We start from the raw sequence: 23,167 nt of genomic DNA on the forward strand, positions 1-23,167 counted from the left end.
GGGGGATTCGTTGCGACCTAACACGTCTTCATTCGCCGACCCGTTGATCGGCCTGGAGAAGATCAAGACACCGAAGTGGGCCAAGGTCAGCGAGAAGGTCGCGGCGGCGACCTTCCGGCAGGCGCTCAGGGAGCTGCCGGCCGTGGTCCGCGTGGTCGTCGGCCTCGCCTGGCGGACGTCGCGGGGGCTGACGCTGCTGGCGGCCGTCGTGCACGTGGCGTCGGGCTGCGTGACCGCGTTCGGCCTGCTCGCCACGGCGGACGTGTTCACCGCGCTGCTGCGCGACGGCCCGACACCGGAACGCCTCGTGGCGTCGCTGCCCGCGCTGGCGCTGGTGGTGGGGTCGTACGCGCTCCGCGCGCTGCTGGACACCGCGGTGGGCAGCGTCGAGGGCGCGTTGCGGCCGAAGGTCACCAGGGCGGCCGACGACGCGGTGACGTCGGCGGTGATCGGTGTGGAGCTGCTGGCGTTCGAGGACGCCGACTTCCGCGAGCTGATCCGCCGCGGTGCCCGCGACGGCGTCGAGTACATCGACGGCTGCATCCGCTGGATCGCGGACCTCGTGGCGTCCCTGATCGCACTCATTGCGGCACTGGTGACGGCGGGCTTCCTCAACCCGTGGCTCACGCTCGCGCTGCTGCTGACCGCGGTCGGCGACGGCTGGGCCGCGGCGCGGGTCGGCAGGCTGCACCGCAGGCACTTCCTCGACAGCGTGACGAGGCACATGAGCAAGTCGGTGCTCGAGGACGTGGCGATGTCCCGCGAGTTCGCGCTCGAGCGCCACGCGCTGACCCTGCAGCAGCGCCTGCTGGCGGAGCACCGCCGGGTCACCGAGAGCCTGATGGCGGATGACGTGCGCCTGGCGCACCGCAGCAACCTGGTCAGGCTGGTGGGCCGCGCGGTGGGAGGTCTCGGCTCCGGCCTCGCGTACGGCGTGCTGGGCCTGCTCCTCTACACGGGCCAGCTGCCACTCGCGCTGGCCGGCACGGCCGCACTGGCGATGCGCACCGCGTCGCAGTCCCTCTCGAACACCATGCGCTCGATCGACCTGCTGCACGAGGGCTCGTTCCACATCGAGTTCTACCAAACCCTGCTCGCCGAGTGCGCCGCTCGCCACCAGCCGGCGTCCGGTGCTCAGGCACCGCTGAACCCGGCCGAGATCAAGCTCTCCGGCGTCTCGTTCACCTATCCAGGCTCGGAGGCCCCGGCCGTGCAGGGCCTGGACCTGACGGTCCGCCGAGGCGAGATCGTCGCCCTGGTGGGGGAGAACGGCTCGGGCAAGACCACGCTCGGCAAGCTGCTGACGGGCCTCTACCCGCCGACGACGGGCACCGTGACCTGGGACGGTGTGGACGTGGCCTCGGCCGACCCGTCCGGCGTGCACGACCAGATCGCCGTCATCGCCCAGGACCCGGCAGGCTGGCCGATGACCGCCAGGCACAACGTCGTGGTGGGCCGCCTGACCCGCGACGACCCGGACGCGTGGCAGTCCGCTCTCACGATGTCGAGCGCGGACGAAGTGGTGAACTCCTTGCCCCACAAGGAGAAGACCCTGTTGTCCAAGCGCTTCCAGGACGGTCAGGACCTGTCCGGCGGCCAGTGGCAGCGATTGGGCATCGCCCGAGGCATCTACCGCGACGCCAGCATCCTCGTCGCCGACGAGCCGACGGCAGCCCTCGACGCCAAGGCCGAGGCCCGCGTCTTCACCGCGCTGAAGAACGCGAGCAAGCACACCACGATCCTGGTCACCCACCGCCTCGCCAACATCAAGAACGCGGACCGCATCGTCGTGCTGTCCGAGGGCCGCGTGGTCGAACAGGGCACCCACGCCGAACTGCACGCCGCCCGCGGCCACTACCACGAGCTGTACGAGATCCAGGCCGCCGCGTTCCGCACCGACACACCACCGCCGGCACCCGCTCACATCGGGCTCGGCGACAACGAGCCGACCGCAGAAGCGAGGTGAGCCGCACGAGCGAGAGGCAGGGAGTGCCACACACCTGACCGGCGCGCCCGCTGACGCCGATGCTGGCGAGGTCGGCGCGATGTCCCGCCATCGGGCCACCGCCGGTGCCTGCGCCACCCGTTGAGCTGACTCGCCAACCCACCGCCTGGTGGCCTGAGCCTCGCCCAGCGTCGTACCCCGATGCCGCGTTCTGCCGACCCGCCAACACCGCTTGGCGGTCCCGAGGTCCGTCCAGCGGCGGGCGCGAGTCCGAGCACGCGGAGGCTGCGTTCTGCTGACCCGTCAACCCGCTGGCTGGCGCTCCGAGGCTCGCCGATCGGCGGTTCAGCGCCGGGCTCGAGGCGCGGGCGCGCGTCTGACCAACGCAGTCCACCCGTGCCGCCGATGCCGCTACCCGTCGGTGCTGGGTGAGGTGGCGCCATCCGCGCCCCGCTGCCCGTGACCCGTTCCGCCATCCTTCGGCGCCACCGCCTGGTGGCCCGAGCCTCGCCCAGCGTCGTGCCCCGGCGCTGCGTTCTGCCGACCCGCCAACCCGCCGCCTGGCGGTCCGAGATCCGCTCATCGGCCCTTCAACGCGGGCGAACACAAGGGGAGCGCCGCGCACCTGACCAGCGCAGTCACCCGCGCACCCCCACGTCCCACCCACCGACCGCGGTCACGGAGAGACAGGAGGAGTCGTTCAACCGGATAACGATCGCACTGTCGGAGTAGCCGTCCAAGAGCCAACCGCTACGGTGGTGCCCGTGTTGAACGCCGTCCTGGCCACGATCCCGAGCCCCGACCGCGGTGTGTGGCACCTCGGTCCGGTCCCGATCCGGGCTTACGCGCTGTGCATCATCCTCGGCATCATCGTCGCGATCTCGTGGGGTGAACGCCGCTGGGTCGCCCGTGGTGGCCAGAAGGGTGACGTCACGGACATCGCCGTGTTCGCGGTCCCGTTCGGACTGGTCGGCGGCAGGCTGTACCACGTCATCACGGACAACCAGAAGTACTTCGGGCCGGGCAAGAACCCGCTCGACGCGTTCGCCATCTGGAACGGTGGCCTCGGCATCTGGGGCGCCATCGCGCTCGGTGGTGTCGGCGCGTGGATCGCGTGCCGGCGCAAGGGCATCCCGTTGCCCGCGATGGCCGACGCGCTCGCGCCCGGCATCGTCGTCGCGCAGGCCATCGGGCGGCTCGGCAACTACTTCAACCAGGAGCTCTACGGCGGCGACACGACGTTGCCGTGGGGGCTGGAGATCTACCAGCGCGTCGACCCGGCCACCGGGCTGCCGGACATGCTCGGCGGTGTCGCCGTCGACAGCACGCCGATCGCGGTCGTGCACCCGACGTTCCTGTACGAGCTGCTGTGGAACCTCGGTGTCGCGGCGCTGGTCGTGTGGGCCGACCGCAAGTTCCGGCTCGGCCACGGGCGGGCGTTCGCGCTGTACGTCGCGGGCTACTGCGCCGGGCGGTTCTGGATCGAGCTCATGCGCACCGACGAGGCCACGCTCATCGCCGGTGTGCGGGTGAACGTGTTCGTGTCGGCGCTGGTGCTCATCGGTGCGGTGGCCTACTTCGTCCTCGCGGCCCGCAAGGGTGAGCGGGAGGACGTCGCCGCGCTCCAGGCGACGCCGGAAGCGCCTGCCGAGGCAGGGGCCGAAAGCAGCGACGACACCGAAGACGCGACCAAGACCGAAGACACCGCAGAAGACACCCCAGAAGACACGGACGAGGCCGAAGAGGCCGACGAGAAGGCCGAGGCCGAGTCCCGGCCTCAGGAGCCAGCGAAACCGGAGTAACGGGTGCGCATCCTCGTCGTCGAGGACGACGACCGGGTCGCGAGAGGCCTGCTGACCGCACTGCGGCACGCGGGCTACGAAGTGCACCGGGTGGCGACGGCCGCGGACGCGCTCAAAGCCGCACCGGCCGACGTCGTGCTGCTCGACCTCGGCCTGCCGGACGGCGACGGGCTCGACGTGCTGCGCGAGCTGCGGCACCGGCCGGGCACGGCGGTGATCACGGTGACCGCGCGCGGCGAGGAGCGGGAGCGCGTGCTCGGGCTCCGGGCAGGCGCGGACGACTACGTGGTGAAGCCGTTCGGCACGTCCGAGCTGCTCGCCAGGATCGAGGCGGTGCTGCGCCGCACGCGTGCGCACCGCGCGGAACCCGAGGCGGAGCAACCGATCCAGGTCGGCGGCCTGGTGCTGTTCGCGGCGGCGCGTTCGGTCACTGTGGACGGTCAGCCGCTGAGCCTGACGCGCAAGGAGTTCGACCTCCTCGCGCTGCTGCTCACCCGCGCGGGCGACGTGGTCAGCCGGGACTCCATCGTCGACCAGGTGTGGCACGAGCACTGGGAAGCGCCGTCGCGCACGCTCGACACCCACATGGCCGCGTTGCGCGCCAAGCTGGGTGACCACGTCCGCATCGAGACCGTGCGCGGCGTCGGGTACCGGCTCGTGAGCACCTGATGCTCAAGCGCCTGCTGGTGATCGTCGTCCCGCTGCTCGTCGCACTCGTCGGCGCGCTGGGCGTCCCGCTGGGTTTCGCCGTCGTGCAACGGGAAACGCAGGCCACCTACCTCGACCGGCTGGGCGACGCGAGCCGGTTCGCGAGCCTAGGTGAGAGCGCGTTGCAGTCGGACCGGCTCACCGCGCTCAAGGAGGAGATCCAGCGCTACGACGAGCTGTACGGCGTCGCGGTCGGCCTGGTCGGCACGGACAACAAGGTGCTCGCCGCGACCCGCCCGGACTTCGACCCGGCCGACTCCGCGGTGAAGTCCGGCCTGACCGCGGCACTGGGCGGCTACCGCCCGGAGCCGGACTACACGGGGTGGCCGTGGCGCACCGGCCCGATGGTCGTGGTCGAACCGGTCGGCAGGGACAGCGAGGTGGTCGCCGCGGTCGTCACGATCTCGCCGACGGACGCGCTGCGCGACGAGGTCGTCCGCCAGTGGGGCCTGATGGCCCTGCTGGGTCTGCTGCCGATGCTCGCCGTCGTCGCGGCGGCCTGGCCCATGTCGCGCTGGGTGCTGCGCCCGGTCCGCAGGCTCGACGAGGCGACCGCGAAGGTCGCGAGCGGTGAGCTGGACGTCCGCGCGGACGAGGTCGGCGGCCCGCCGGAACTGCGCAGGCTCGCGCGGAGCTTCAACACCATGGTCGACGTGGTCGGCCGCGCCCTCAGGAGACAACGCGCGTTCGTCAGCGACGCCTCGCACCAGCTGCGCAACCCACTGGCCAGCCTGCGTCTCGCCGTCGACAACATGGCGCCGCACATCACGAACGACGCCGCCAGGGAGATGCAGCAGATCGCCGTCGACGAGGCCGAGGAGATGGGCCGCGTGCTCGACACCCTGCTCGCCGCCACCAGGCTCGACAGCGCGTCCGCCACCGAGCCGGTCGAGATCGACTCGCTGCTCGCCACGCACGTCCCGGCCTGGCGAGCACTGACCGAGCAGGCCGGGATGACGCTGCAGATCGACGTCCCGGCCGGGCTCAGCGCCCAGGAACCGCCGGGTGGACTGGGCAGCGTGCTGGACGAGCTGGTCAGCAACGCGATCAGGCTCTCCGGCGGCACCACCGTCACGGTCAGCGGCCGCCGCGAGGACACCACCGTCGAGCTGCGCGTCGTCGACGACGGCAGCGGCCTGGACGAGTCCGAGCGCGCGAACGCCAAGAGCCGCTTCTGGCGCGCGACACGGCACCAGAACGTCCCCGGCACCGGCCTGGGCCTGGCGATCTGCACGGAGCTCATCGAGTCGGCCGGCGGCACGCTCACGCTGAAAGAACACGAGCCGCAGGGGCTCGAGGCCGTGGTCCAGCTCAGCGTTTGACCGAGCGGAACCAGCGCGCCGCACCTGGGTGCAGCGGCACCTGACCCGTCGAGATCCCCGTGCGCACGTTGATCCGCGATGCCTCGGGGTGCCCGTCCGCGATCCGGGTGGACTCGGTGTACACGGTCCGCGTCACCACCTCGACCACGTCGGCGCTCAGGGAATCGAGCGCCAGCAACAGGTTCGGCACCGCGAACGTCTTGTTGGGAGGGAGGTCGCCGTAGGTCGTGGCCGGGATCGTCGCGGGCACGTACGGCCCCGGATACCTCTCGGTCAGCGCCTTGGCCTCCTCGGGCAGCTCCAGCAGCCGCACCTTGCCCAGCACGGACGTGATCGCGGGCGTCGGAATCCCGGTCAGCGTCAGGAAAGCGTCCAGCGAACCGGCCGCGAGCCGTTGCGCGGCTTCGGTGTGCGCCATCCGCTGCGCGTCGACCTGGACGTCGAGCAGCTTCAGCATGCGCAGCGCGGTGAACTCGGTGCCCGAGCCGAGCGGCCCGACCGACACCCGCAGCCCGGCGAGGTCCCGGACGCCGCGGACCGACGAGCCGGCGGGCACGACCACCTGCATGAAGCTGTCGTAGAGCCGACCGACAGCGGAGATGCCGCGGATGTCGTCCACGATCGGGTCCAAAGAGGACAGCGCCAGCTGCGCTTCGCCGCGGTGCAGCAACGTCAGGTTCTCCACGGACGCGCCGGTCGGCCGGGCGGTGACGCGGCAGCCGGGCAGCTGCTCGGAGAGCGCCTTGACCAGCGCCGCGCCGATCTCGCGGAACACCGCGCCCTCGGGGCCGGTCGCGAGCACGAGCGACGCGGGTGCCTGGACGCGCTGCGCGGTGCACGCGGGCACCGTGAGCGCCGCGGCCCCTACCAGCAGCGTGCGACGGCTGAGCAACACCGGTAAAGACTAGCTGTTACGTCAGATGTGTCTGAAGTTTCCGGGTGTCGCCTTGTCGGCACTCCTCCGTGTGGTCACCCTCACTTAACCCGAACTCGAGGAGGAGCCGTGGCGACGACCGCCGTAGCCCGCAAACCCATCTACAAGCACCTGTACTTCTGGGTGGTCGTGTCCATCCTGCTGGGCGCGGCGTTCGGGTGGTTCTTCCCGAAACCTGCGAGCGAGATGAAGTGGCTCGCCGATCTCTTCGTCGCGCTGGTCAAGATGGTCATCGCTCCGACGATCTTCGCCACGATCGTGGTCGGCATCGCCGGGCTCGGGAACCTCGCCAAGGCCGGTGGTCTCGCCGGCCGCACGATCCTCTACTTCACCGCCATGACGACGGTCGCGCTCACGATCGGCCTCATCGTGGTGAACGTGGTGGCGCCGGGTCACCACGGCGGTGAGGTCAAGGTGAACCCGGACGCCGCGGCGGAGACCCTCAAGGCGGCGTCCACCGCGGAGACCGGTGTCACCGGCTTCATCCTCGGCCTGGTGCCCAAGTCGTTCGTCAGCGCGTTCACCGACGGGCAGCTCATCCAGGTGCTCGTGGTCGCGATCCTGGTGGCCGTCGCGGTCGCCGGCATGGGGGAGCGCGGCAAGCGGGTCGTGGGCGCGGTGGACACGCTCGCCAAGGTGATGTTCGGCGTCATCAAGATCGTCATGTACGCGGCGCCCATCGGCGCGTTCGGCGGCATCGCCTACACGGTAGGCAAGTTCGGCGCCGGCATCCTCACCAAGCTGCTGTGGCTGATGGGCTCGTTCTACGTGACGTGCCTGCTGTTCATCCTCGTCGTGCTCGGCACCGTCTGCTACTTCGCCGGGTTCAGCCTGCTGAAGTTGCTGCGCTACATGAAGGACGAGATCCTGATCGTGCTCGGCACGTCGTCCAGCGAGTCGGTGCTGCCGCGCATGCTCGTCAAGCTGGAGGCCGCGGGCGCGGACAAGTCCGTCGTCGGCCTGACCATCCCGACCGGCTACTCGTTCAACCTCGACGGCACCTGCATCTACCTGACCATGGGCGCCGTGTTCATCGCGCAGGCCACCGGGCACGACGTGTCGCTCGGCGTGCAGATCGGCCTGCTGCTGTTCATGCTGATCGCGTCGAAGGGCGCCGCGGGCGTCACCGGCGCCGGACTGGTCACGCTGGCCGCGTCGCTGCAGGCGTTCGAGGCCAACAGCGCCATCCCGGCCGTCGGCATCGCGCTGATCGTCGGCATCGACCGCTTCATGTCCGAGGCCCGCGCGATCACCAACGTCATCGGCAACGGCGTCGGCTCGCTCGTCGTCGCCCGTTGGCAGGGCCAGCTCGACCGGGACCGCCTCAAGGAGGTCCTGGACGATCCCGACCTGGTCGACGTCGACGACCTCATGGCCAAGCACCACGCCGAGACAGCAGCAGCCCACTGAGCCTGTTCCGCCCGGCCGGCCGTCACGGTCCGGCCGGGCGGAACCCCGGAACGAGGTCGACGCGGACGTGACCGGGATCGTCCGGCAGGACGATCACCATCGCGCCGTTGTCGCGTCGCCACCCGGCGGGCAGCAGGAACCAGCGGCCGTTCGCGTGGAGCAACGGCCGCAGCCCGTTGTGCAGGAAGCCGTACGCGCTGTCCTTGCCCGCGATCGAGGTGGTGCCGATGCCGAACCCCTGCAGGCGCAGGTCCTTCTCGCTGTACACGAGCGCCTGCCCCTGCAACGGCAGGGACGACTCGAAGAGCTCGGCGGTGGCGCGTCCGCGCGCGTTGGCCAGGTAGGTGACGGCCCAGAACGTCGCGACGAGCGTCAGCGCCACCACGAGGCCGCGGCGCAGCTTGGTGCTTGTCTGGATCAGGGTCTCCGCCCAGGGCGGTGGCGTGGCGTACTCGCCGGTCGTCCACACCACGTACTCGGCCAGCAGGGCGGAACCGGCCAGCGCCAGCGGGGCGAAGAGCCCGAGCAGGCCACCGTAGAGGCCGAACAGCCCCACTCCCAGCAGTGCCACGGCGACGCAGCCGAGCACCGCGACGACCCGCCGGGCGACCTTCGGGGGCACGCGTTTGAGAACCGTTCGCACCACGACGTGCGCACCGAGGACGACGAGCGCCGCGACGAGCAGCGTCACGGCGGGCTGGAACACGATGTCGACGCTGCGGACCAGGTACGTCGTGGGTGAGAAGTTGAGTGCGCTCACGCTGACGCCGAAGTAGGCGTAGAACGCTCGCGTGCTGACGTACCCGAAGTAGTAGACGATCGCCGTCAGCACGCCTGCCGGGCCGACGACCCCGAGAACGTCCAGCAGTGAACGCCATGTGGTCGCCGGCGCAGCCGCGGTCATTTCGACGGCTTCGTCGTCGTGGTCACCTGGGTCTTGCTCGTGGGTTTCGACGTCGAACTCGGTGCGGACGAGGACGTGGGCGCCTTCTTGCCCGCCGACTTGACCGCGTCCGCCAGGATCTCGACGCCGCCGCACAGCCTTCCGGTGCTGCACGCCGAGCCTCCGGGAGTCTGCTCCCTGACCCGCAGAATTCCGACGCTGCCGTTGTTCTTCAGCGCCAGCTCGAGGCAGCGCCCGGACGCCGGTGCGCAGTTGGGCAGCGCGCCGATCTGCGGGACCAGGTCGCCGAGGCAGTCAGCGCCGAGCGGGACACCGCTCTGGCTCACGCATCGCCTCTCCACCTCCGCTTGCAGCTCGGCGGTGATGGACTTGGTGATCAGGTCGGTGACGACGACCGTCGTGCCCGACACCGTGAGCGTGTACGACGGCGGAACGACCGGCAGCACGGGGTTCTCGTCGCCGCCGCACGCGGCGAACACGAGCGTTGCCGCCGCGGCGATCCGCAGGAGCCAGATGCTGACCATCACGCCTCCTCAACCTCTCACTGAGGATGTCGCGCTGGACCGGCACGTGGTTAGCCCGGCGGACCGGTCGCGGTCACGAGAGTTCTCACAACAGCTCCCTGCACGAAGTGGACAGTGCGGGGCGGCGTGTGCGCGGACAACTACGTCCGGTGACAGCCGAGCGACAGGTAAGCGTCCGCTAACTGAGACGGCAGAGGCCTGAGCAGGGAACACGCGGGAGTACCCCGGCGACTTCGCTGTCACACGTGAATGTCGCGCAACTCTCAGGGGACTGGCGCCGGTTGGACGTTCGGCTACTCTTACCTGGCCGTAACCAAGGGTCAGTGTGCGACGCAATGTCGCTCGGGCGCTCCCAATCGTTACGCGTCAATGACCGGGATCACCCGTTGGATGGTGTTCCCTGGTTTCGCGGCTGTTAAAGTCGCGTCAACACGCGGGCCATCGTCGTCCCGTGCCCAACCTGTTGGTTCGAGGTCTGAGCACGAGGACTTTGTTCTTTAGCGAGGACGACGTAGGAGGTCTGCGCAGTGATCTTCTCCGCCATCCCCGGCCCCCAGGGTCTTTACGACCCCTCCGCCGAGCGCGACGCGTGCGGCGTTGCCATGGTGGCCGACATCCAGGGCAGGCGTTCACACGGCATTCTCAAGGATGCGCTGACCGCGCTCGCGAACCTGGAGCATCGCGGCGCCGCAGGTGCGGAGCCGACCTCCGGCGACGGTGCCGGAATCCTGCTCCAGATCCCCGACGAGTTCCTGCGGGAAGTCGTCGACTTCGAGTTGCCGGAGCGCGAGCAATACGCGGCCGGAATCGCATTTCTTCCGTTTGAGCCCGAAAAGCGTTGGTATGCGGTTCAAGCTGCTGAACGCATGGCCGCGGAGGAAGGGCTCACCGTTCTCGGCTGGCGCGACGTGCCGGTCGACCCGGAAGGCGCCAGCGTCGGTCCGACCGCTCTCTCGGTCGTGCCGCACTTCGCCATGCTGTTCGTCAAGGGCGACCGATGTCAGAGCGGCATCGAGCTCGACCGGATGACCTTCGCGCTGCGCAAGCGCATCGAGCACGACGGCGACGTGTACTTCCCGTCGCTCTCCGCACGGACGATCGTCTACAAGGGAATGCTGACGACGAGCCAGCTGCCCGCTTTCTTCCCCGACCTCACGGACGAGCGGCTCGCCACCGCGATCGCGTTGGTGCACAGCCGTTTCTCCACCAACACGTTCCCCTCGTGGCCGCTCGCGCACCCGTTCCGCTACGTCGCGCACAACGGTGAGATCAACACCGTCCGCGGCAACCGCAACCGCATGCGCGCCCGTGAGGCGCTGCTCGAGTCCGACCTGATTCCCGGCGACCTCGCGCGGCTCTTCCCGATCTGCGACCCCGAGGGCTCGGACTCCGCGTCCTTCGACGAGGTGCTGGAGCTGCTGCACCTCGGCGGCCGCAGCCTGCCGCATGCCGTGCTGATGATGATTCCCGAGGCGTGGGAGAACCACGCCACGATGGACCCGAAGCGGCGTTCGTTCTACCAGTTCCACGCGAGCCTCATGGAGCCGTGGGACGGCCCCGCCTGCGTCACGTTCACCGACGGCTCCATCGTCGGCGCCGTGCTCGACCGCAACGGCCTGCGCCCCGCGCGCTGGTGGCAGACCGCCGACGGCCGCGTCGTGCTCGCCAGCGAGACCGGCGTGCTGGACGTGCCGTCCGACCAGGTCGTCGCCAAGGGGCGGCTCCAGCCGGGCCGCATGTTCCTCGTCGACACCATCGAGGGCCGCATCGTCGACGACGACGAGGTGAAGTCCCGCCTGGCGGACGAACTGCCCTACGACGAATGGCTGCACGCCGGCCTGCTCGACCTGGCCGACCTGCAGGACCGCGAGCACGTCGTGCAGAGCCACGAGTCCGTCGTGCGCCGCCAGCTCACCTTCGGTTACACCGAGGAGGAGCTGCGGATCCTGCTCACGCCGATGTCGATGAACGGCTTCGAGCCGCTCGGCTCGATGGGCACGGACACCCCGGTCGCGGCGCTCAGCCAGCGCTCGCGGCTGCTCTACGACTACTTCGTGCAGAACTTCGCGCAGGTCACGAACCCGCCGCTGGACGCGATCCGCGAGGAGATCGTCACCTCCGTCTCGCGCGTCATGGGTCCGGAGCAGAACCTGCTGCAGCCAGGCCCGGTGTCGTGCCGCCACGTGCAGCTGACCTACCCGGTCATCGACAACGACGAGCTGGCCAAGCTCATCCACATCAACGACGACGGCGACCTGCCCGGCTACGCGTGCACCGTCCTGTCCGGACTGTACGAAGTGGACGGCGACGGTCAGGCGCTCGCCGACGCGATCGAGCGCGTGCGCCGCGAGGCGTCCGAGGCGATCGCGGCCGGTGCCCGCACGCTCGTGCTGAGCGACCGCGACTCCGACCACCGGATGGCGCCGATCCCGTCGCTGCTGCTGGTCTCCGCGGTGCACCACCACCTGGTGCGCACCAAGGAACGCCTGCGCGTCGCGCTCGTCGTCGAGACCGGTGACGCCCGCGAGGTGCACCACATCGCCGCACTGCTCAGCTACGGCGCCGCCGCGGTCAACCCGTACCTCGCGTTCGAGACGATCGAGGACCTGATCGCCCACGGCACGATCACCGGCATCGAGCCGCGCAAGGCGATCCGCAACTACGTCAAGGCGCTCGTCAAGGGCGTCCTGAAGATCATGTCGAAGATGGGCATCTCCACCGTCGGCGCGTACACCGCCGCGCAGGTCTTCGAGGGCGTCGGCCTGTCGAACGAGCTGCTGGAGGAGTACTTCACCGGCACGATCTCCAAGCTCGGCGGCGTCGGTCTCGACGTGCTCGCCGAGGAGGTCGCGCTGCGCCACCGCCGCGCGCACCCGGAGAACCCGACGGACCGCGTGCACCGGCGCCTCGAGGTCGGCGGCGAGTACTCCTACCGCCGCGAGGGCGAGCTGCACCTGTTCTCGCCGGAGACGGTGTTCCTGCTGCAGCACGCGACCAAGACGCGCAAGCGCGAGGTGTACCAGCGCTACACCGACGAGGTCGAGCGCATGGCGCGCCAGGGCGGCACGCTGCGCGGCCTGTTCAAGCTGCGCACCGAGGGCCGCACGCCGATCCCGATCGACGAGGTCGAGCCGATCAGTTCGATCATGAAGCGCTTCAACACCGGCGCCATGTCGTACGGCTCCATCTCGGCGGAGGCGCACGAGACGCTGGCCATCGCGATGAACCGCATCGGCGGCCGCTCCAACAGCGGCGAGGGCGGCGAGGACCGCGAGCGCCTCTACGACCCGGAGCGCCGTTCCGCGGTCAAGCAGGTCGCGAGTGGACGGTTCGGCGTCACCAGCGAGTACCTGGTCAACGCCACGGACATCCAGATCAAGATGGCGCAGGGTGCGAAGCCCGGCGAGGGCGGGCAGCTGCCCGGCTTCAAGGTGTACCCGTGGATCGCGCGCACCCGGCACTCCACGCCGGGCGTCGGCCTCATCTCGCCGCCGCCGCACCACGACATCTACTCGATCGAGGACCTCGCGCAGCTCATCCACGACCTGAAGAACGCCAACGAGCAGGCCCGCGTGCACGTGAAGCTGGTCAGCTCGATCGGCGTCGGCACGGTCGCGGCGGGTGTCGCGAAGGCCCACGCGGACGTCGTGCTGATCTCCGGCCACGACGGCGGAACCGGCGCGTCGCCGCTGAACTCGCTCAAGCACGCGGGCACGCCGTGGGAGATCGGCCTCGCCGAGACCCAGCAGACGTTGCTGCTCAACGGTTTGCGCGACCGCATCACGGTCCAGGTCGACGGCGCCATGCGCACCGGCCGCGACGTCGTGGTCGCCGCGCTGCTCGGTGCCGAGGAGTTCGGCTTCGCGACCGCGCCGCTGATCGTCGCGGGCTGCGTGATGATGCGCGTCTGCCACCTGGACACCTGCCCGGTCGGCGTCGCGACGCAGAACCCGGTGCTGCGCGAGCGCTACACCGGACAGGCCGACCACGTGGTGAACTTCTTCGAGTTCGTCGCGCAGGAGGTCCGGGAACTGCTGGCGCAGCTCGGTTTCCGCACGATCGACGAGGCCGTCGGTCAGGCGCAGCTGCTGGACGCCGACGAGGCGATCGACCACTGGAAGGCCGACGGGCTCGACCTGAAGCCGATCTTCGAGGTGCCGGCGACGCCGTACCAGACGGCGAAGCGCCGCGTCCGCGAGCAGGACCACGGCCTGCAGCACGCGCTGGACCGCACGCTCATCCAACTCGCCGAGGCGGCGCTGGAGGACGCGCACCCGCTGACGCTGGAACTGCCGGTGCGCAACGTCAACCGGACCGTCGGCACGCTGCTCGGCGCCGAGGTCACCCGCCGCTACGGCGGCGAGGGCCTGCCGGACGACACGATCCACATCAAGCTCACCGGCTCCGCGGGCCAGTCGCTCGGCGCGTTCCTGCCGAGCGGTATCACGCTCGAGATGGTCGGCGACGCGAACGACTACGTCGGCAAGGGCCTCTCCGGTGGCCGCATCATCGTGCGCCCGCACGACGACGCGCAGTTCATCGCCGAGGAGCAGGTGATCGCGGGCAACGTGATCGGCTACGGCGCGACCAGCGGTGAGATGTTCCTGCGCGGCCGCGTCGGCGTCCGCTTCTGCGTGCGCAACTCCGGTGCGCTGGCCGTGGCCGAAGGCGTGGGCGACCACGCGTTCGAGTACATGACCGGCGGACGCGCGGTGGTGCTCGGACCGACCGGCCGCAACATCGCGGCCGGCATGTCCGGCGGCATCGCGTACGTGCTCGACCTGGACCCGTTGTCGGTGAACCAGGAGATGGTGCAACTGCAGCGCCTCAACGCCGAGGATCTGCGTTGGCTCAAGGGCGTCGTCGCGCGCCACCACAAGCTGACCGGTTCAGCTGTGGCGGCGTCTCTCCTCGGCGACTGGACCCGAAGGGCCGGTGCGTTCACGAAGGTCATGCCCGGTGACTACCAGCGCGTGCTCGAAGCGATGAGGCTCGCACGCGCCGAGGGCCGGGACGTCGACCAGGCGATCATGGAGGCGTCCCGTGGCTGACCCGCAGGGCTTTATGAAGCACAACCGGCAGGACTTCAAGAAGCGTCCTGTCGCGGACCGCCTGTCGGACTGGCGCGAGGTCTACCTCGACCTGGAGCCGAAGGTGCGCGACCAGCAGGTGCGCACCCAGGCCACGCGCTGCATGGACTGCGGAATCCCGTTCTGCCACAGCGGAACCGCCGGCTGCCCGCTCGGGAACCTGATCCCCGAGTGGAACGACCTGGTGCGCCGCGGCGACTGGGAGTCGGCGTCGGACCGCCTGCACGCCACGAACAACTTCCCGGAGTTCACCGGCAGGTTGTGCCCCGCGCCGTGCGAGGCGGCGTGCGTGCTGGCGATCTCGACCGACGCGGGTGGCGCGGTCGCGATCAAGCGCGTCGAGGAGACCATCGCGGACGTCTCGTGGGAGAACGGCTACGTCCAGCCGTCCCAGGCGACTGTGACGTCCGGCAAGCGCGTCGCGGTCGTCGGCTCCGGCCCCGCCGGACTCGCGGCCGCGCAGCAGCTGACCCGTGCCGGCCACGAAGTCGTGGTGTACGAACGGGATGACCGGCTCGGCGGGCTGCTGCGGTACGGCATCCCCGAGTTCAAGATGGAGAAGAAGGTCCTCGACCGGAGGCTTTCGCAGCTCCGCAAGGAGGGCACCAAGTTCGTCACCGGCTGCGAGGTCGGCGTCGACATCACCGTCGAGCAGCTGCGCGCCCAGTTCGACGCGGTCGTGCTGGCCGTGGGTGCGTTGCGCGGCAGGGACGACGTCGCGACTCCCGGTCGTGAGCTCACGGGCGTGCACCTGGCGATGGACCACCTCGTGCCCGCGAACCGCGCGTGCGAGGGCGACGGCGCGTCGTCGATCAGCGCCGAGGGCAAGCACGTCATCATCATCGGCGGTGGCGACACCGGCGCCGACTGCTACGGCACCGCGACCCGCCAGGGCGCGCTGTCCGTGACGCAGCTCGACCAGTACCCGCAGCCGCCCTCGGTCCGCGACGACGAGCGCTCGCCGTGGCCCGTCTGGCCGTGGATCCTGCGCACCTACCCGGCGCACGAGGAGGCGGGCGAGCGCAAGTTCGCGGTCGCCGTCAAGCGCTTCGTCGGTGACGATGAGGGCCACGTGCGGCAGATCGAGCTGCAGAAGGTGCGGGTCGAGAAGGACGCGTCCGGCCGCCGTTCCGTGGTGCCGCTGTCCGACGACGTCGAGGTGCTGCCCGCGGACATGGTGCTGCTGGCGATCGGCTTCGAGGGCGTCGAGCACATGCGCCTGCTCGACGACCTCGGGATCTCACTGACGCAGCGCGGCACGATCTCGTGCGGCTCGGACTGGCAGACGACCGCGCCCGGCGTGTTCGTCTGCGGTGACGCGCACCGCGGCGCCTCGCTCGTGGTGTGGGCGATCGCCGAGGGCCGCTCGGTGGCCAACTCGGTCGACAAGTTCCTGACGGGCTCGTCGAACCTGCCCTCGCCCGTCATCCCCAACCTGCTCCCGCTCGCGGTCGTCTGACCACCTGATCCGGGCCCGCAACGACAACGGCGTCGTTGCGGGCCTTCGTTTTTTCACGTGCTCGACGGGCGGGGTCCGCGGTAGGGCAGCGTCTCGCTGTAGACCAGGTTCGTCGTCGTGGGCCCGAGCTCGAGCAGCTCGCCGACGAGCTCTTCGAGGTGCGCCATGGACGAGGCGGCGACTTTCAGCGTGTAGCAGTCGTCGCCGGTGGTGCGCAGGCACTCGAGTATCTCGGTGCGTTGCGCGAGCAGCTCGTGCAACGGCTGGTGCCGGTTGCCGGGGTACTTGAGGCGCACCACCGCGAGCACGGCGTACCCGGCCTTGGCGAGGTCGACGTCGGCGCGGTAGCCGCTGATGACGCCGATCGTCTCCAGGCGGCGGACGCGTTCGGTGGTCGCCGACGCGCTCAGGTTGACCCGCTTGCCCAGCTCGGTCATGGCGATGCGGCCGTCCTGCTGGAGCTCGATCAGGATCGACCAGTCGGTCGCGTCAAGATTCTCGGCCATACGGCCAACGTACCGCGATATTCGCGGCGAAACGCCCCGAACGCCGTGATGGATCTCTTCAAAGCGAGTCGTTCAGTGCATAGCCTTGAGCGGTGCAGATAGGCGTGAACGTTCCCAACTTCGGGCCCGGCGCAGACCCCGGAGTGCTGCGGCAGTGGGCGCGGACGGTCGAGGAACTGGGGCTCGACCTGCTGATGATGTCGGACCACGTGGCGGTGACGCCGGACGTCGCCGAGCAGTACCCGGCGCCGTTCTACGAGCCGTTCACCACGCTGTCCTACCTGGCGGGCATGACCAGCCGCGTGCGGCTCGGCACGACGGTGCTCGTGGTGCCGTACCGCCATCCGCTGGTCATCGCGCGGATGGCGGCCAACCTCAACGACCTCAGCGGCGGCAGGCTCGTGCTGGGCGTCGGGGTGGGGTGGGCGCGGCAGGAGTTCGAGGCGCTCGGGATTCCCTTCCAGCACCGGGGAAAGCTGACCGACGAGCACCTCGTGGCCATGCGGGAAGCCTGGAGGGACGACGGCTACCGCGCCGGGGACATCCCGATCTGGATCGGCGGCAACAGCGACGCCGCCGTCCGCAGGGCGAAGCGGTTCGGTGCCGCGTGGCACCCGTTGCGCTTCGCCATGCCGTGGATCCGGGAGAGGTCCACAGCGGACATGAAGCCGAGAATCGTGCTGCGGCTCACCGACGAGCCGGTCACCGATCCGGGCAGGCTCGCCGGTGAGGGCACGATCGAACAGGTCGTCGCCGACCTCGACGAGCTGCGGGCGCTGGGCGCGGACACGGTCGTGCTCGACCCGTTCGACCCGGCGGACCCCGAGGTGGCGTGGCGCGACATCGCGACCGTGATGGCGCACAAGGGAATGGAGTGAGGATGACACCGGACGACGAGCGGTTCCTGCGCCGGGCGATCGAGCTCGCCGAGCACGGCAGGGCGAGCGGTGAGGCACCGTTCGGCTCGCTGCTGGTGGGGCCGGACGGCGCCGTGCTCGCGGAGGCGTGGAACACCGTACTGGGGGACAAGGACATCAGCGCGCACCCCGAGCTGAAGATGGCGAGGTTTGCGGCGCGCGAGCTGGACCGGGAGGCCGCGGCGGCCACGACCATGTACACCAGCACCCAGCCGTGCGGCATGTGCGCGGGCGGGATCGCCCGGTCCGGGCTGGGGCGGGTCGTGTTCGCCTTGTCGGCGGAGCAGTTCAACGAGGTCGCGTCGTTCACCGGCTTCCCGGAGGTGCCGCAGGAGGGTCCGGCCCTGTTCGACGAGGCCCGCGCTCCGATCGACGCCTACTACGGCTGAACGCCATGAGGGGAGCTTTCCCGGCGTTGACCGCTGGGAAAGCTCCCCTCATGGCAATTCAGATCAGCTGTGGAACTGGCCCCGGACCGCGCCGCCACCGAAGGTCAGCGTGTGCAGGTTCGAGTAGAAGCCTGCCGGGTTCTTCTTCAGCTCATCGACGACCACCTTGTCCACATTGGACACGGTGCCGTTGACCGCGAAGATGCCCGCGGGGATCGGCGTGCCGAAGAACGTGATCTTCACCGGGCCGTTCTGGCCCTTGACGCCCTGGTGCACGTGACCCAGCGTCGGCGCCTCGATGTTCACCCAGGCGATCGAGAAGTCCACACCGCTACCGGCGGGCTGCACGAACGTGACGGCCTGGCCGTCCTGGTCGCCGACCTTGGGGCCGCCCTCGACCGGGACCTCCTGCTTGCCGTTGGAGAACGCGCGCAGCTTGCCGCCCTTGATGATGTCGAGCGGGTTGACGCGCTTGTTCAGCGGCTTGAGCTGGGCGCGGACCGCGCCGCCACCGAACTCGGTGCTGTGCAGGTTCACGTAGAAACCGGCCGGGTTCTTGCGGATCTCCTCCGCCAGCGCCGGGTCGACGACGACCTGGCCCGCGGCGGCGGTGACGGTGTCCGGCATCGCGGTGCTGAACAGCGGCACCTTCACCGGGCCGTTCTGGCCCGCCGCACCCTGGTGGATGTGGCCGAGGGTGAGCGGTGAGGTGTTCTTCCAGTTGAGTGCGAACGTGATCCGGTCACCCTTGATCTCGACGAGTGCGCTCGCGCGGCCGTCCGGGTCGCCGACCTTCTGGCCAGCGGCGGGGACTTCCTGCTTGCCGTCGAGCTCAGCCGAGAAGAAGGTCGGCGTTCCCTTGACCGGCTTCTGCGGAGCGGGCTTCTGCTCCGCGGGCGGCTGGGGCTGGGTGGGCGCGGTGCCGTGGTCGCCGTGACCACCGCCGGCCGCGGCCTTCACCGCGGTCGGGTTCTGCTTGTTGCCACCGGTTTCGATGTCCAGCTTCGGACCGTCCGCGGTGAAGTTCTGGAACGTCGAGCCGCCGCCGTTGACGACGACGCGCACCTCGATGTTCGGGGAGTTCTTCGGGGGCTTGACCGTGAAGGTCTTGGTGTCACCCTTCTTGGCGCCGTCGAGGCAGCGTCCTTCGAGGATGTCAGCGGCGCACAGCGTTGCCGTGTAGTCGCCGTTCTGCTTGATGGTCACGGTCACGGGTTGCGCGTTCGGTTGTGCCGCAACGGCCATGACGGGGGCAAGGACGCCGAATGCGAGTGCGCCCGCGGCTCCGAGAACGGTGGCGACGGCCACCTTGTTGGCTGGCATGGATTTCTTCTCCAAGGCTAGTCAGTTCTGAAGTCGGGGAGGGTTTGGCGGACCCAACGCCATCTACACGCAACGAACCGCCTGTCCGGTTCAACAAACTTTTTATCGAACCTAACGACCTCGGCAGACGTGTAGCTCCCGGAACAGGTACTCACCGAGACCGAGGGATGGTCGGAACATGCGTGCACGTATGGGTTTGCTAGCCGCACCGTTACTGCTGCTCAGCCTCGCGGCGTGCGGCAACGAGGCGCAGCCCGCGAGCCAGCAGGAGCAGGCGCCCGAGCAGGCCGCGGTGAAGGTCGCGCAGACCGACCTCGGGCCGATCCTGGTCGACCAGGCCGGACGCACCCTGTACGCGTTCACCAAGGACGAGAACAAGTCCAGCGCCTGCGACGCCGACTGCATCGCCGTGTGGCCCGCGCTCACCAGCACGTCCAAAGTGGAGTCCGGTGACGGAGTGGACTCGAACCTGCTGAGCGCCACCGAGCAAACCCAGGCCGTGTACGGGAAGTGGCCGCTGTACTACTACGTCGGCGACGCGGTCGCGGGCGACCTCAACGGCCAAGGCGTCGACGAGAAGTGGTTCGCCGTGGCGCCGGACGGCAAGCTCGTCAAGAAGGAGAGTTGAGCCACGCCGGCTACGGGGTGATGCGGCGCGTGCCGGGCAGGTGCCGCACACCCCGATCGGCCATGGCGCCCAGCTCGCGGCCCGCTTTGGTCGGCCGGTGGACGGCGCGGGCGGGTGCTGGTCGGGCGAGCGCTTCAACTCGCTGACCTCGCGCTGAGCGGCGTGGCCTGGCGCCTCGCAGAGGCGGGGTGCCGGGAGCCGGCCGCCCCTCGCGTCGGCAGCCGCAGTTCGTGCTCAGCGTCCGGGCAACAGCAGGTGGCGCGTGTTGTGCGGCGAATGCTTCACTCACCGACCCCGCGCCGAGCGGCACGGGCGGGGTGCTGGTTGGGCGAGCGCTTCGACTCACCGACCCCGCGCCGTGGCCCCTTGCTGAGCCGCTACGGGGTGATGCGGCGCGTGCCGGGCAGGTGCCGCACACCCCAGTCGGCCATGGCGTCGACGACGGCGCCCAGCTCACGCCCCGCCTTGGTCAGCCGGTAGACGGCGCGAGGCGGGTGCTCGCTGTAGAGCTCCCGCTCCAGCACCCCGGCCTGCTCCAGCTTCTTGAGCCGGTCGGCGAGCGTGTTCGTCGGGATGTGCTCGGCGGACTCGAGGAACTCGCCGTACCTGAGCTGACCGGCGGCGAGCAGGTCGCGCACGATCAGCAGCGACCAGCGGTCGCCGACGATGTCCAGCGTGTTCGCGACAGCGCACTCCGACCTCATGACTTGCACCTTACAAGTGACGAGGCTAACTTGTCGCTTGCAAGTGACAAGTGAGGAGGTCGACATGCTGGGTGTCATCGCCGCGGTCTGGTTCGCGGCCGCGTACGCGGCGGGCGCGGCCGGGTGGTTCACCACCGGGCCGGGTGAGCCGCCGATCGTCATCGGGGTCGCGGCGGGAGTGTCGCCGCTGCTGGTGGGTGCCGGGTTGCTGTTCTCGCAGCGGGTCAAGGACTGGGCGGACGGGCTCGACCTCGGGCTGCTCATCAACCTGCAGGGGTGGCGGATCGGCGGGTTCGTGTTCGTCGCGTTCTGGGCGCAGGGGCTGCTGCCCGCCGGGTTCGCGCTGCCGGCGGGGATCGGTGACGTGGTCATCGCGGCGCTGGCGCCGTTCGTGGCGGTCCGGCGCAAGGGGTTCGTCGTCTGGACGGCGTTCGGGATCCTGGACCTCGTGACGGCCGTCAGCCTCGGCGTGTGGCACTCGTTCACCGAGCCGTCCATGGAGGTGATGGGCCGTCTGCCGCTCAGTCTGATCCCGGCGTTCGGTGTCCCGTTCCTGCTGGTGGTCCATTTGCTCTCGTTGCGGGTGTGGTCGAGAGGGATATCCTCGTTGTGAGCTGCGTCACAACTCGAGGAGGCCGACGATGGTCGGTACGAAGACGCATTTCACCCAGCAGATCGCACCGTGCGGGCGGCCCGCCGAGGGGGATCGCCATCGCGATGACGACGACTCCGGCCTGGTCATCGACGACCTGATCTGGGCGTGCGGCTGCCGTCAGACGAGGCATGCGTTCCACGACGGGAGCATGCGCGTCCAGACGGTTCGCCACGACGGGAAGGTCCTCGCCGACGAGCACAGCGGGGACCACGAAGCATGACCGCGTTCCACAACATCGTGGTCGTGGGTGGTGGCGGCGCGGGACTGCGCGCCGCTACCGCCATCGCGGAGGCCAACCCGCTGCTCAGCGTCGCGATCGTGTCGAAGGTCTACCCGATGCGCAGCCACACGGTCTCGGCCGAAGGCGGCGCGGCAGCGGTCATCGCGGACGACGACAGCCTCGACGAGCACGCGTACGACACGGTGTCCGGCGGGGACTGGCTCGTCGAGCAGGACGCGGTCGAGGCGTTCGTCCGGGAGGCGCCAACGGAACTGCTCCGGCTGGAACACCAGGGTTGTCCGTGGAGCCGTCAGCCGGACGGGCGCATCGCGGTGCGCGCGTTCGGCGGCATGAAGAAGAAGCGCACGTGGTTCGCCGCCGACAAGACCGGGTTCCACCTGCTGCACACGCTCTTCCAGACCGCACTGTCCTATCAGGACATCGTCAGGTACGACGAGTGGTTCGTCACGAAGCTGCTCGAGGACGAGGGCGGGGTGCACGGCGTGGTGGCGGTCGAACTGGCCACCGGCCGGATCGAGACCATCATCGCCAACGCCGTCATCGTGTGCACCGGCGGCTGCGGGCGCGTCTTCCCCTTCACCACCAACGCGAACATCAAGACCGGCGACGGGATGGCGCTCGCGCACCGGGCGGGCGCGCCGCTCAAGGACATGGAGTTCGTGCAGTACCACCCGACCGGGCTGCCGTTCACCGGCATCCTGATCACCGAGGCGACCCGCGCGGAAGGCGGCTGGCTGCTCAACAAGGACGGCTACCGCTACCTGCAGGACTACGACCTCGGCAGGCCGACCGCGGAACCCGTGCTGCGCAGCATGGAGCTCGGTCCGCGCGACCGGTTGTCGCAGGCGTTCATGCACGAACACGCCAAGGGGCGCACGATCGAGACGCCGTACGGCCCGATCGTCCACCTCGACCTGCGGCACCTCGGCGCGCACGTCATCGACACCAAGCTGCCGTTCGTGCGGGAGCTCTGCTCCAAGTACCAGAACATCGACCCGGTCAAGGAGCTCATCCCCGTCCGCCCGGTCGTGCACTACATGATGGGCGGCATCCACACCGACATCGACGGCGCCACCCCGGTCGGAGGTCTTTACGCCGCAGGGGAAGTCGCGTGCGTCAGCATCAACGGAGCCAACCGGCTCGGCTCGAACTCGCTGCCCGAGCTCCTCGTCTTCGGCGCCAGGGCGGGAAAGGCGGCCGCGGAGTACGTGCGGGAGCTCAAGACCGGGCCGCGCAGCGCCGTGTACGCACAGGGGCGCGACGAGGAACGCAGGCTGCGGCACGAGCTCGGCAAGCGCACGGAGGGCACCGAACGCATCGCGGACATCCGCACGGAGATGCAGACGACCATGGAGGAAGGCGCGGGCATCTACCGCGACGGCGACTCGCTCGACAAGGCCGCGGTGAAGCTCCACGAGCTGCGCGAGCGGTTCGACCGGGCGGCGATCGACGACCACAGCAGCGAGTTCAACACCGAGCTGATCGCGTTGCTGGAGCTGGACTTCATGCTCGACATCGCGCAGAGCATCGTCGCCTGCGCCGGCAGGCGCACCGAGTCGCGGGGCGCGCACCAGCGCACCGACTTCCCGAAGCGCGACGACGAGCACTTCCTCGCTCACTCGCTGGTGCACCACTCCGGACGGGTCGAGTACCTGCCGGTGACGATCACCCGCTGGCCGCCCGGCGAACGCGTGTACGGGAGATAG

The 23,167-nt window shown here is 69.7% G+C and carries 19 protein-coding genes; 13 read left to right on the plus strand and 6 right to left on the minus strand.

The genetic code is table 11. The features are described 5' to 3' along the window. Positions 1-10 precede the first annotated feature (10 nt). The 4 genes from FKR81_RS21770 to FKR81_RS21785 all read left to right on the plus strand — a co-directional run bounded on the left by FKR81_RS21770 (position 11) and on the right by FKR81_RS21785 (position 5,777). A complete protein-coding gene (locus FKR81_RS21770) occupies positions 11-1,966 on the plus strand; it encodes an ABC transporter ATP-binding protein (protein WP_146353948.1) in 1,956 nt (651 codons plus the stop codon). Positions 1,967-2,712: 746 nt separating this feature from the next. After that, on the plus strand, positions 2,713-3,747 hold the full coding sequence (gene lgt, locus FKR81_RS21775) for a prolipoprotein diacylglyceryl transferase (protein ID WP_146354002.1): 1,035 nt from the start codon (positions 2,713-2,715) through the stop codon (positions 3,745-3,747). Positions 3,748-3,750: 3 nt separating this feature from the next. After that, entirely contained in the window at positions 3,751-4,416 is a 666-nt protein-coding gene (locus FKR81_RS21780; protein ID WP_146353949.1) for a response regulator transcription factor, read from the plus strand. After that, entirely contained in the window at positions 4,416-5,777 is a 1,362-nt protein-coding gene (locus tag FKR81_RS21785) for a sensor histidine kinase (RefSeq protein WP_146353950.1), read from the plus strand. The genes FKR81_RS21780 and FKR81_RS21785 overlap by 1 nt, the downstream gene beginning before the upstream one ends. On the opposite strand, the gene FKR81_RS21790 is transcribed toward FKR81_RS21785, so the two are convergent. After that, positions 5,767-6,672 (minus strand): TAXI family TRAP transporter solute-binding subunit, encoded by a 906-nt coding sequence (locus FKR81_RS21790; RefSeq protein WP_235921686.1) that lies wholly within the window; start codon positions 6,670-6,672, stop codon positions 5,767-5,769. The genes FKR81_RS21785 and FKR81_RS21790 overlap by 11 nt on opposite strands. Positions 6,673-6,780: 108 nt before the next feature. Between FKR81_RS21790 and dctA the strand changes: the two genes are divergently transcribed. Beyond that, positions 6,781-8,121 (plus strand): C4-dicarboxylate transporter DctA, encoded by a 1,341-nt coding sequence (dctA, locus tag FKR81_RS21795; RefSeq protein ID WP_146353951.1) that lies wholly within the window; start codon positions 6,781-6,783, stop codon positions 8,119-8,121. 22 nt (positions 8,122-8,143) lie between these two features. Here dctA and FKR81_RS21800 read toward each other — a convergent pair whose 3' ends face one another. Both FKR81_RS21800 and FKR81_RS21805 read right to left on the minus strand, forming a co-directional pair. After that, the gene (locus FKR81_RS21800) at positions 8,144-9,025 is read right to left on the minus strand and encodes a hypothetical protein (protein ID WP_146353952.1); all 882 of its coding nucleotides are present in this window, start codon (positions 9,023-9,025) and stop codon (positions 8,144-8,146) included. Continuing rightward, positions 9,022-9,549: a hypothetical protein gene (locus tag FKR81_RS21805; RefSeq protein ID WP_146353953.1), complete on the minus strand. Its 528-nt coding sequence runs from the start codon at positions 9,547-9,549 to the stop codon at positions 9,022-9,024. Before FKR81_RS21805 ends, FKR81_RS21800 begins: the two co-directional genes overlap by 4 nt. A gap of 527 nt (positions 9,550-10,076) precedes the next feature. Here FKR81_RS21805 and gltB point away from each other — a divergent pair. Next, a complete protein-coding gene (gltB, locus tag FKR81_RS21810; RefSeq protein ID WP_146353954.1) occupies positions 10,077-14,600 on the plus strand; it encodes a glutamate synthase large subunit in 4,524 nt (1,507 codons plus the stop codon). After that, on the plus strand, positions 14,593-16,098 hold the full coding sequence (locus FKR81_RS21815; protein ID WP_146353955.1) for a glutamate synthase subunit beta: 1,506 nt from the start codon (positions 14,593-14,595) through the stop codon (positions 16,096-16,098). Before gltB ends, FKR81_RS21815 begins: the two co-directional genes overlap by 8 nt. Before the next feature lie 53 nt (positions 16,099-16,151). Here the strand turns inward: FKR81_RS21815 and FKR81_RS21820 are convergent, their stop codons facing one another. Next, the gene (locus FKR81_RS21820) at positions 16,152-16,604 is read right to left on the minus strand and encodes an Lrp/AsnC family transcriptional regulator (protein ID WP_146353956.1); all 453 of its coding nucleotides are present in this window, start codon (positions 16,602-16,604) and stop codon (positions 16,152-16,154) included. 92 nt (positions 16,605-16,696) lie between these two features. Between FKR81_RS21820 and FKR81_RS21825 the strand changes: the two genes are divergently transcribed. Further along, positions 16,697-17,482, plus strand: a complete 786-nt coding sequence (locus tag FKR81_RS21825) for an LLM class flavin-dependent oxidoreductase (RefSeq protein WP_146353957.1) — start codon at positions 16,697-16,699, stop codon at positions 17,480-17,482. 2 nt (positions 17,483-17,484) lie between these two features. Then, a complete protein-coding gene (locus FKR81_RS21830) occupies positions 17,485-17,910 on the plus strand; it encodes a nucleoside deaminase (RefSeq protein ID WP_146353958.1) in 426 nt (141 codons plus the stop codon). A 63-nt stretch (positions 17,911-17,973) separates the two neighbouring features. On the opposite strand, the gene FKR81_RS21835 is transcribed toward FKR81_RS21830, so the two are convergent. Then, the gene (locus tag FKR81_RS21835) at positions 17,974-19,233 is read right to left on the minus strand and encodes a CHRD domain-containing protein (protein ID WP_146353959.1); all 1,260 of its coding nucleotides are present in this window, start codon (positions 19,231-19,233) and stop codon (positions 17,974-17,976) included. 178 nt (positions 19,234-19,411) lie between these two features. Between FKR81_RS21835 and FKR81_RS21840 the strand changes: the two genes are divergently transcribed. Then, complete coding sequence (locus tag FKR81_RS21840; protein WP_146353960.1) at positions 19,412-19,861, plus strand: COG4315 family predicted lipoprotein; 450 nt, start codon at positions 19,412-19,414, stop codon at positions 19,859-19,861. 377 nt (positions 19,862-20,238) lie between these two features. Here the strand turns inward: FKR81_RS21840 and FKR81_RS21845 are convergent, their stop codons facing one another. Further along, positions 20,239-20,565 carry a winged helix-turn-helix transcriptional regulator gene (locus FKR81_RS21845; RefSeq protein ID WP_146353961.1) on the minus strand — a complete coding sequence of 109 codons (327 nt, stop codon included), beginning with the start codon at positions 20,563-20,565 and terminating at the stop codon, positions 20,239-20,241. Between the two features lie 64 nt (positions 20,566-20,629). On the opposite strand from FKR81_RS21845, the gene FKR81_RS21850 reads away from it, so the two are divergent. From FKR81_RS21850 to frdA, 3 genes are read left to right on the plus strand one after another with little or no spacing between them, the layout of a single operon-like run. After that, entirely contained in the window at positions 20,630-21,178 is a 549-nt protein-coding gene (locus FKR81_RS21850; RefSeq protein ID WP_146353962.1) for a hypothetical protein, read from the plus strand. Positions 21,179-21,206: 28 nt separating this feature from the next. Next, positions 21,207-21,440, plus strand: a complete 234-nt coding sequence (locus FKR81_RS21855; protein WP_146353963.1) for a hypothetical protein — start codon at positions 21,207-21,209, stop codon at positions 21,438-21,440. Then, positions 21,437-23,167 (plus strand): fumarate reductase (quinol) flavoprotein subunit, encoded by a 1,731-nt coding sequence (gene frdA, locus FKR81_RS21860; RefSeq protein ID WP_146353964.1) that lies wholly within the window; start codon positions 21,437-21,439, stop codon positions 23,165-23,167. The genes FKR81_RS21855 and frdA overlap by 4 nt, the downstream gene beginning before the upstream one ends.

Origin of the sequence: Lentzea tibetensis (genome assembly GCF_007845675.1) — a bacterium.
Taxonomy (GTDB): domain Bacteria; phylum Actinomycetota; class Actinomycetes; order Mycobacteriales; family Pseudonocardiaceae; genus Lentzea; species Lentzea tibetensis.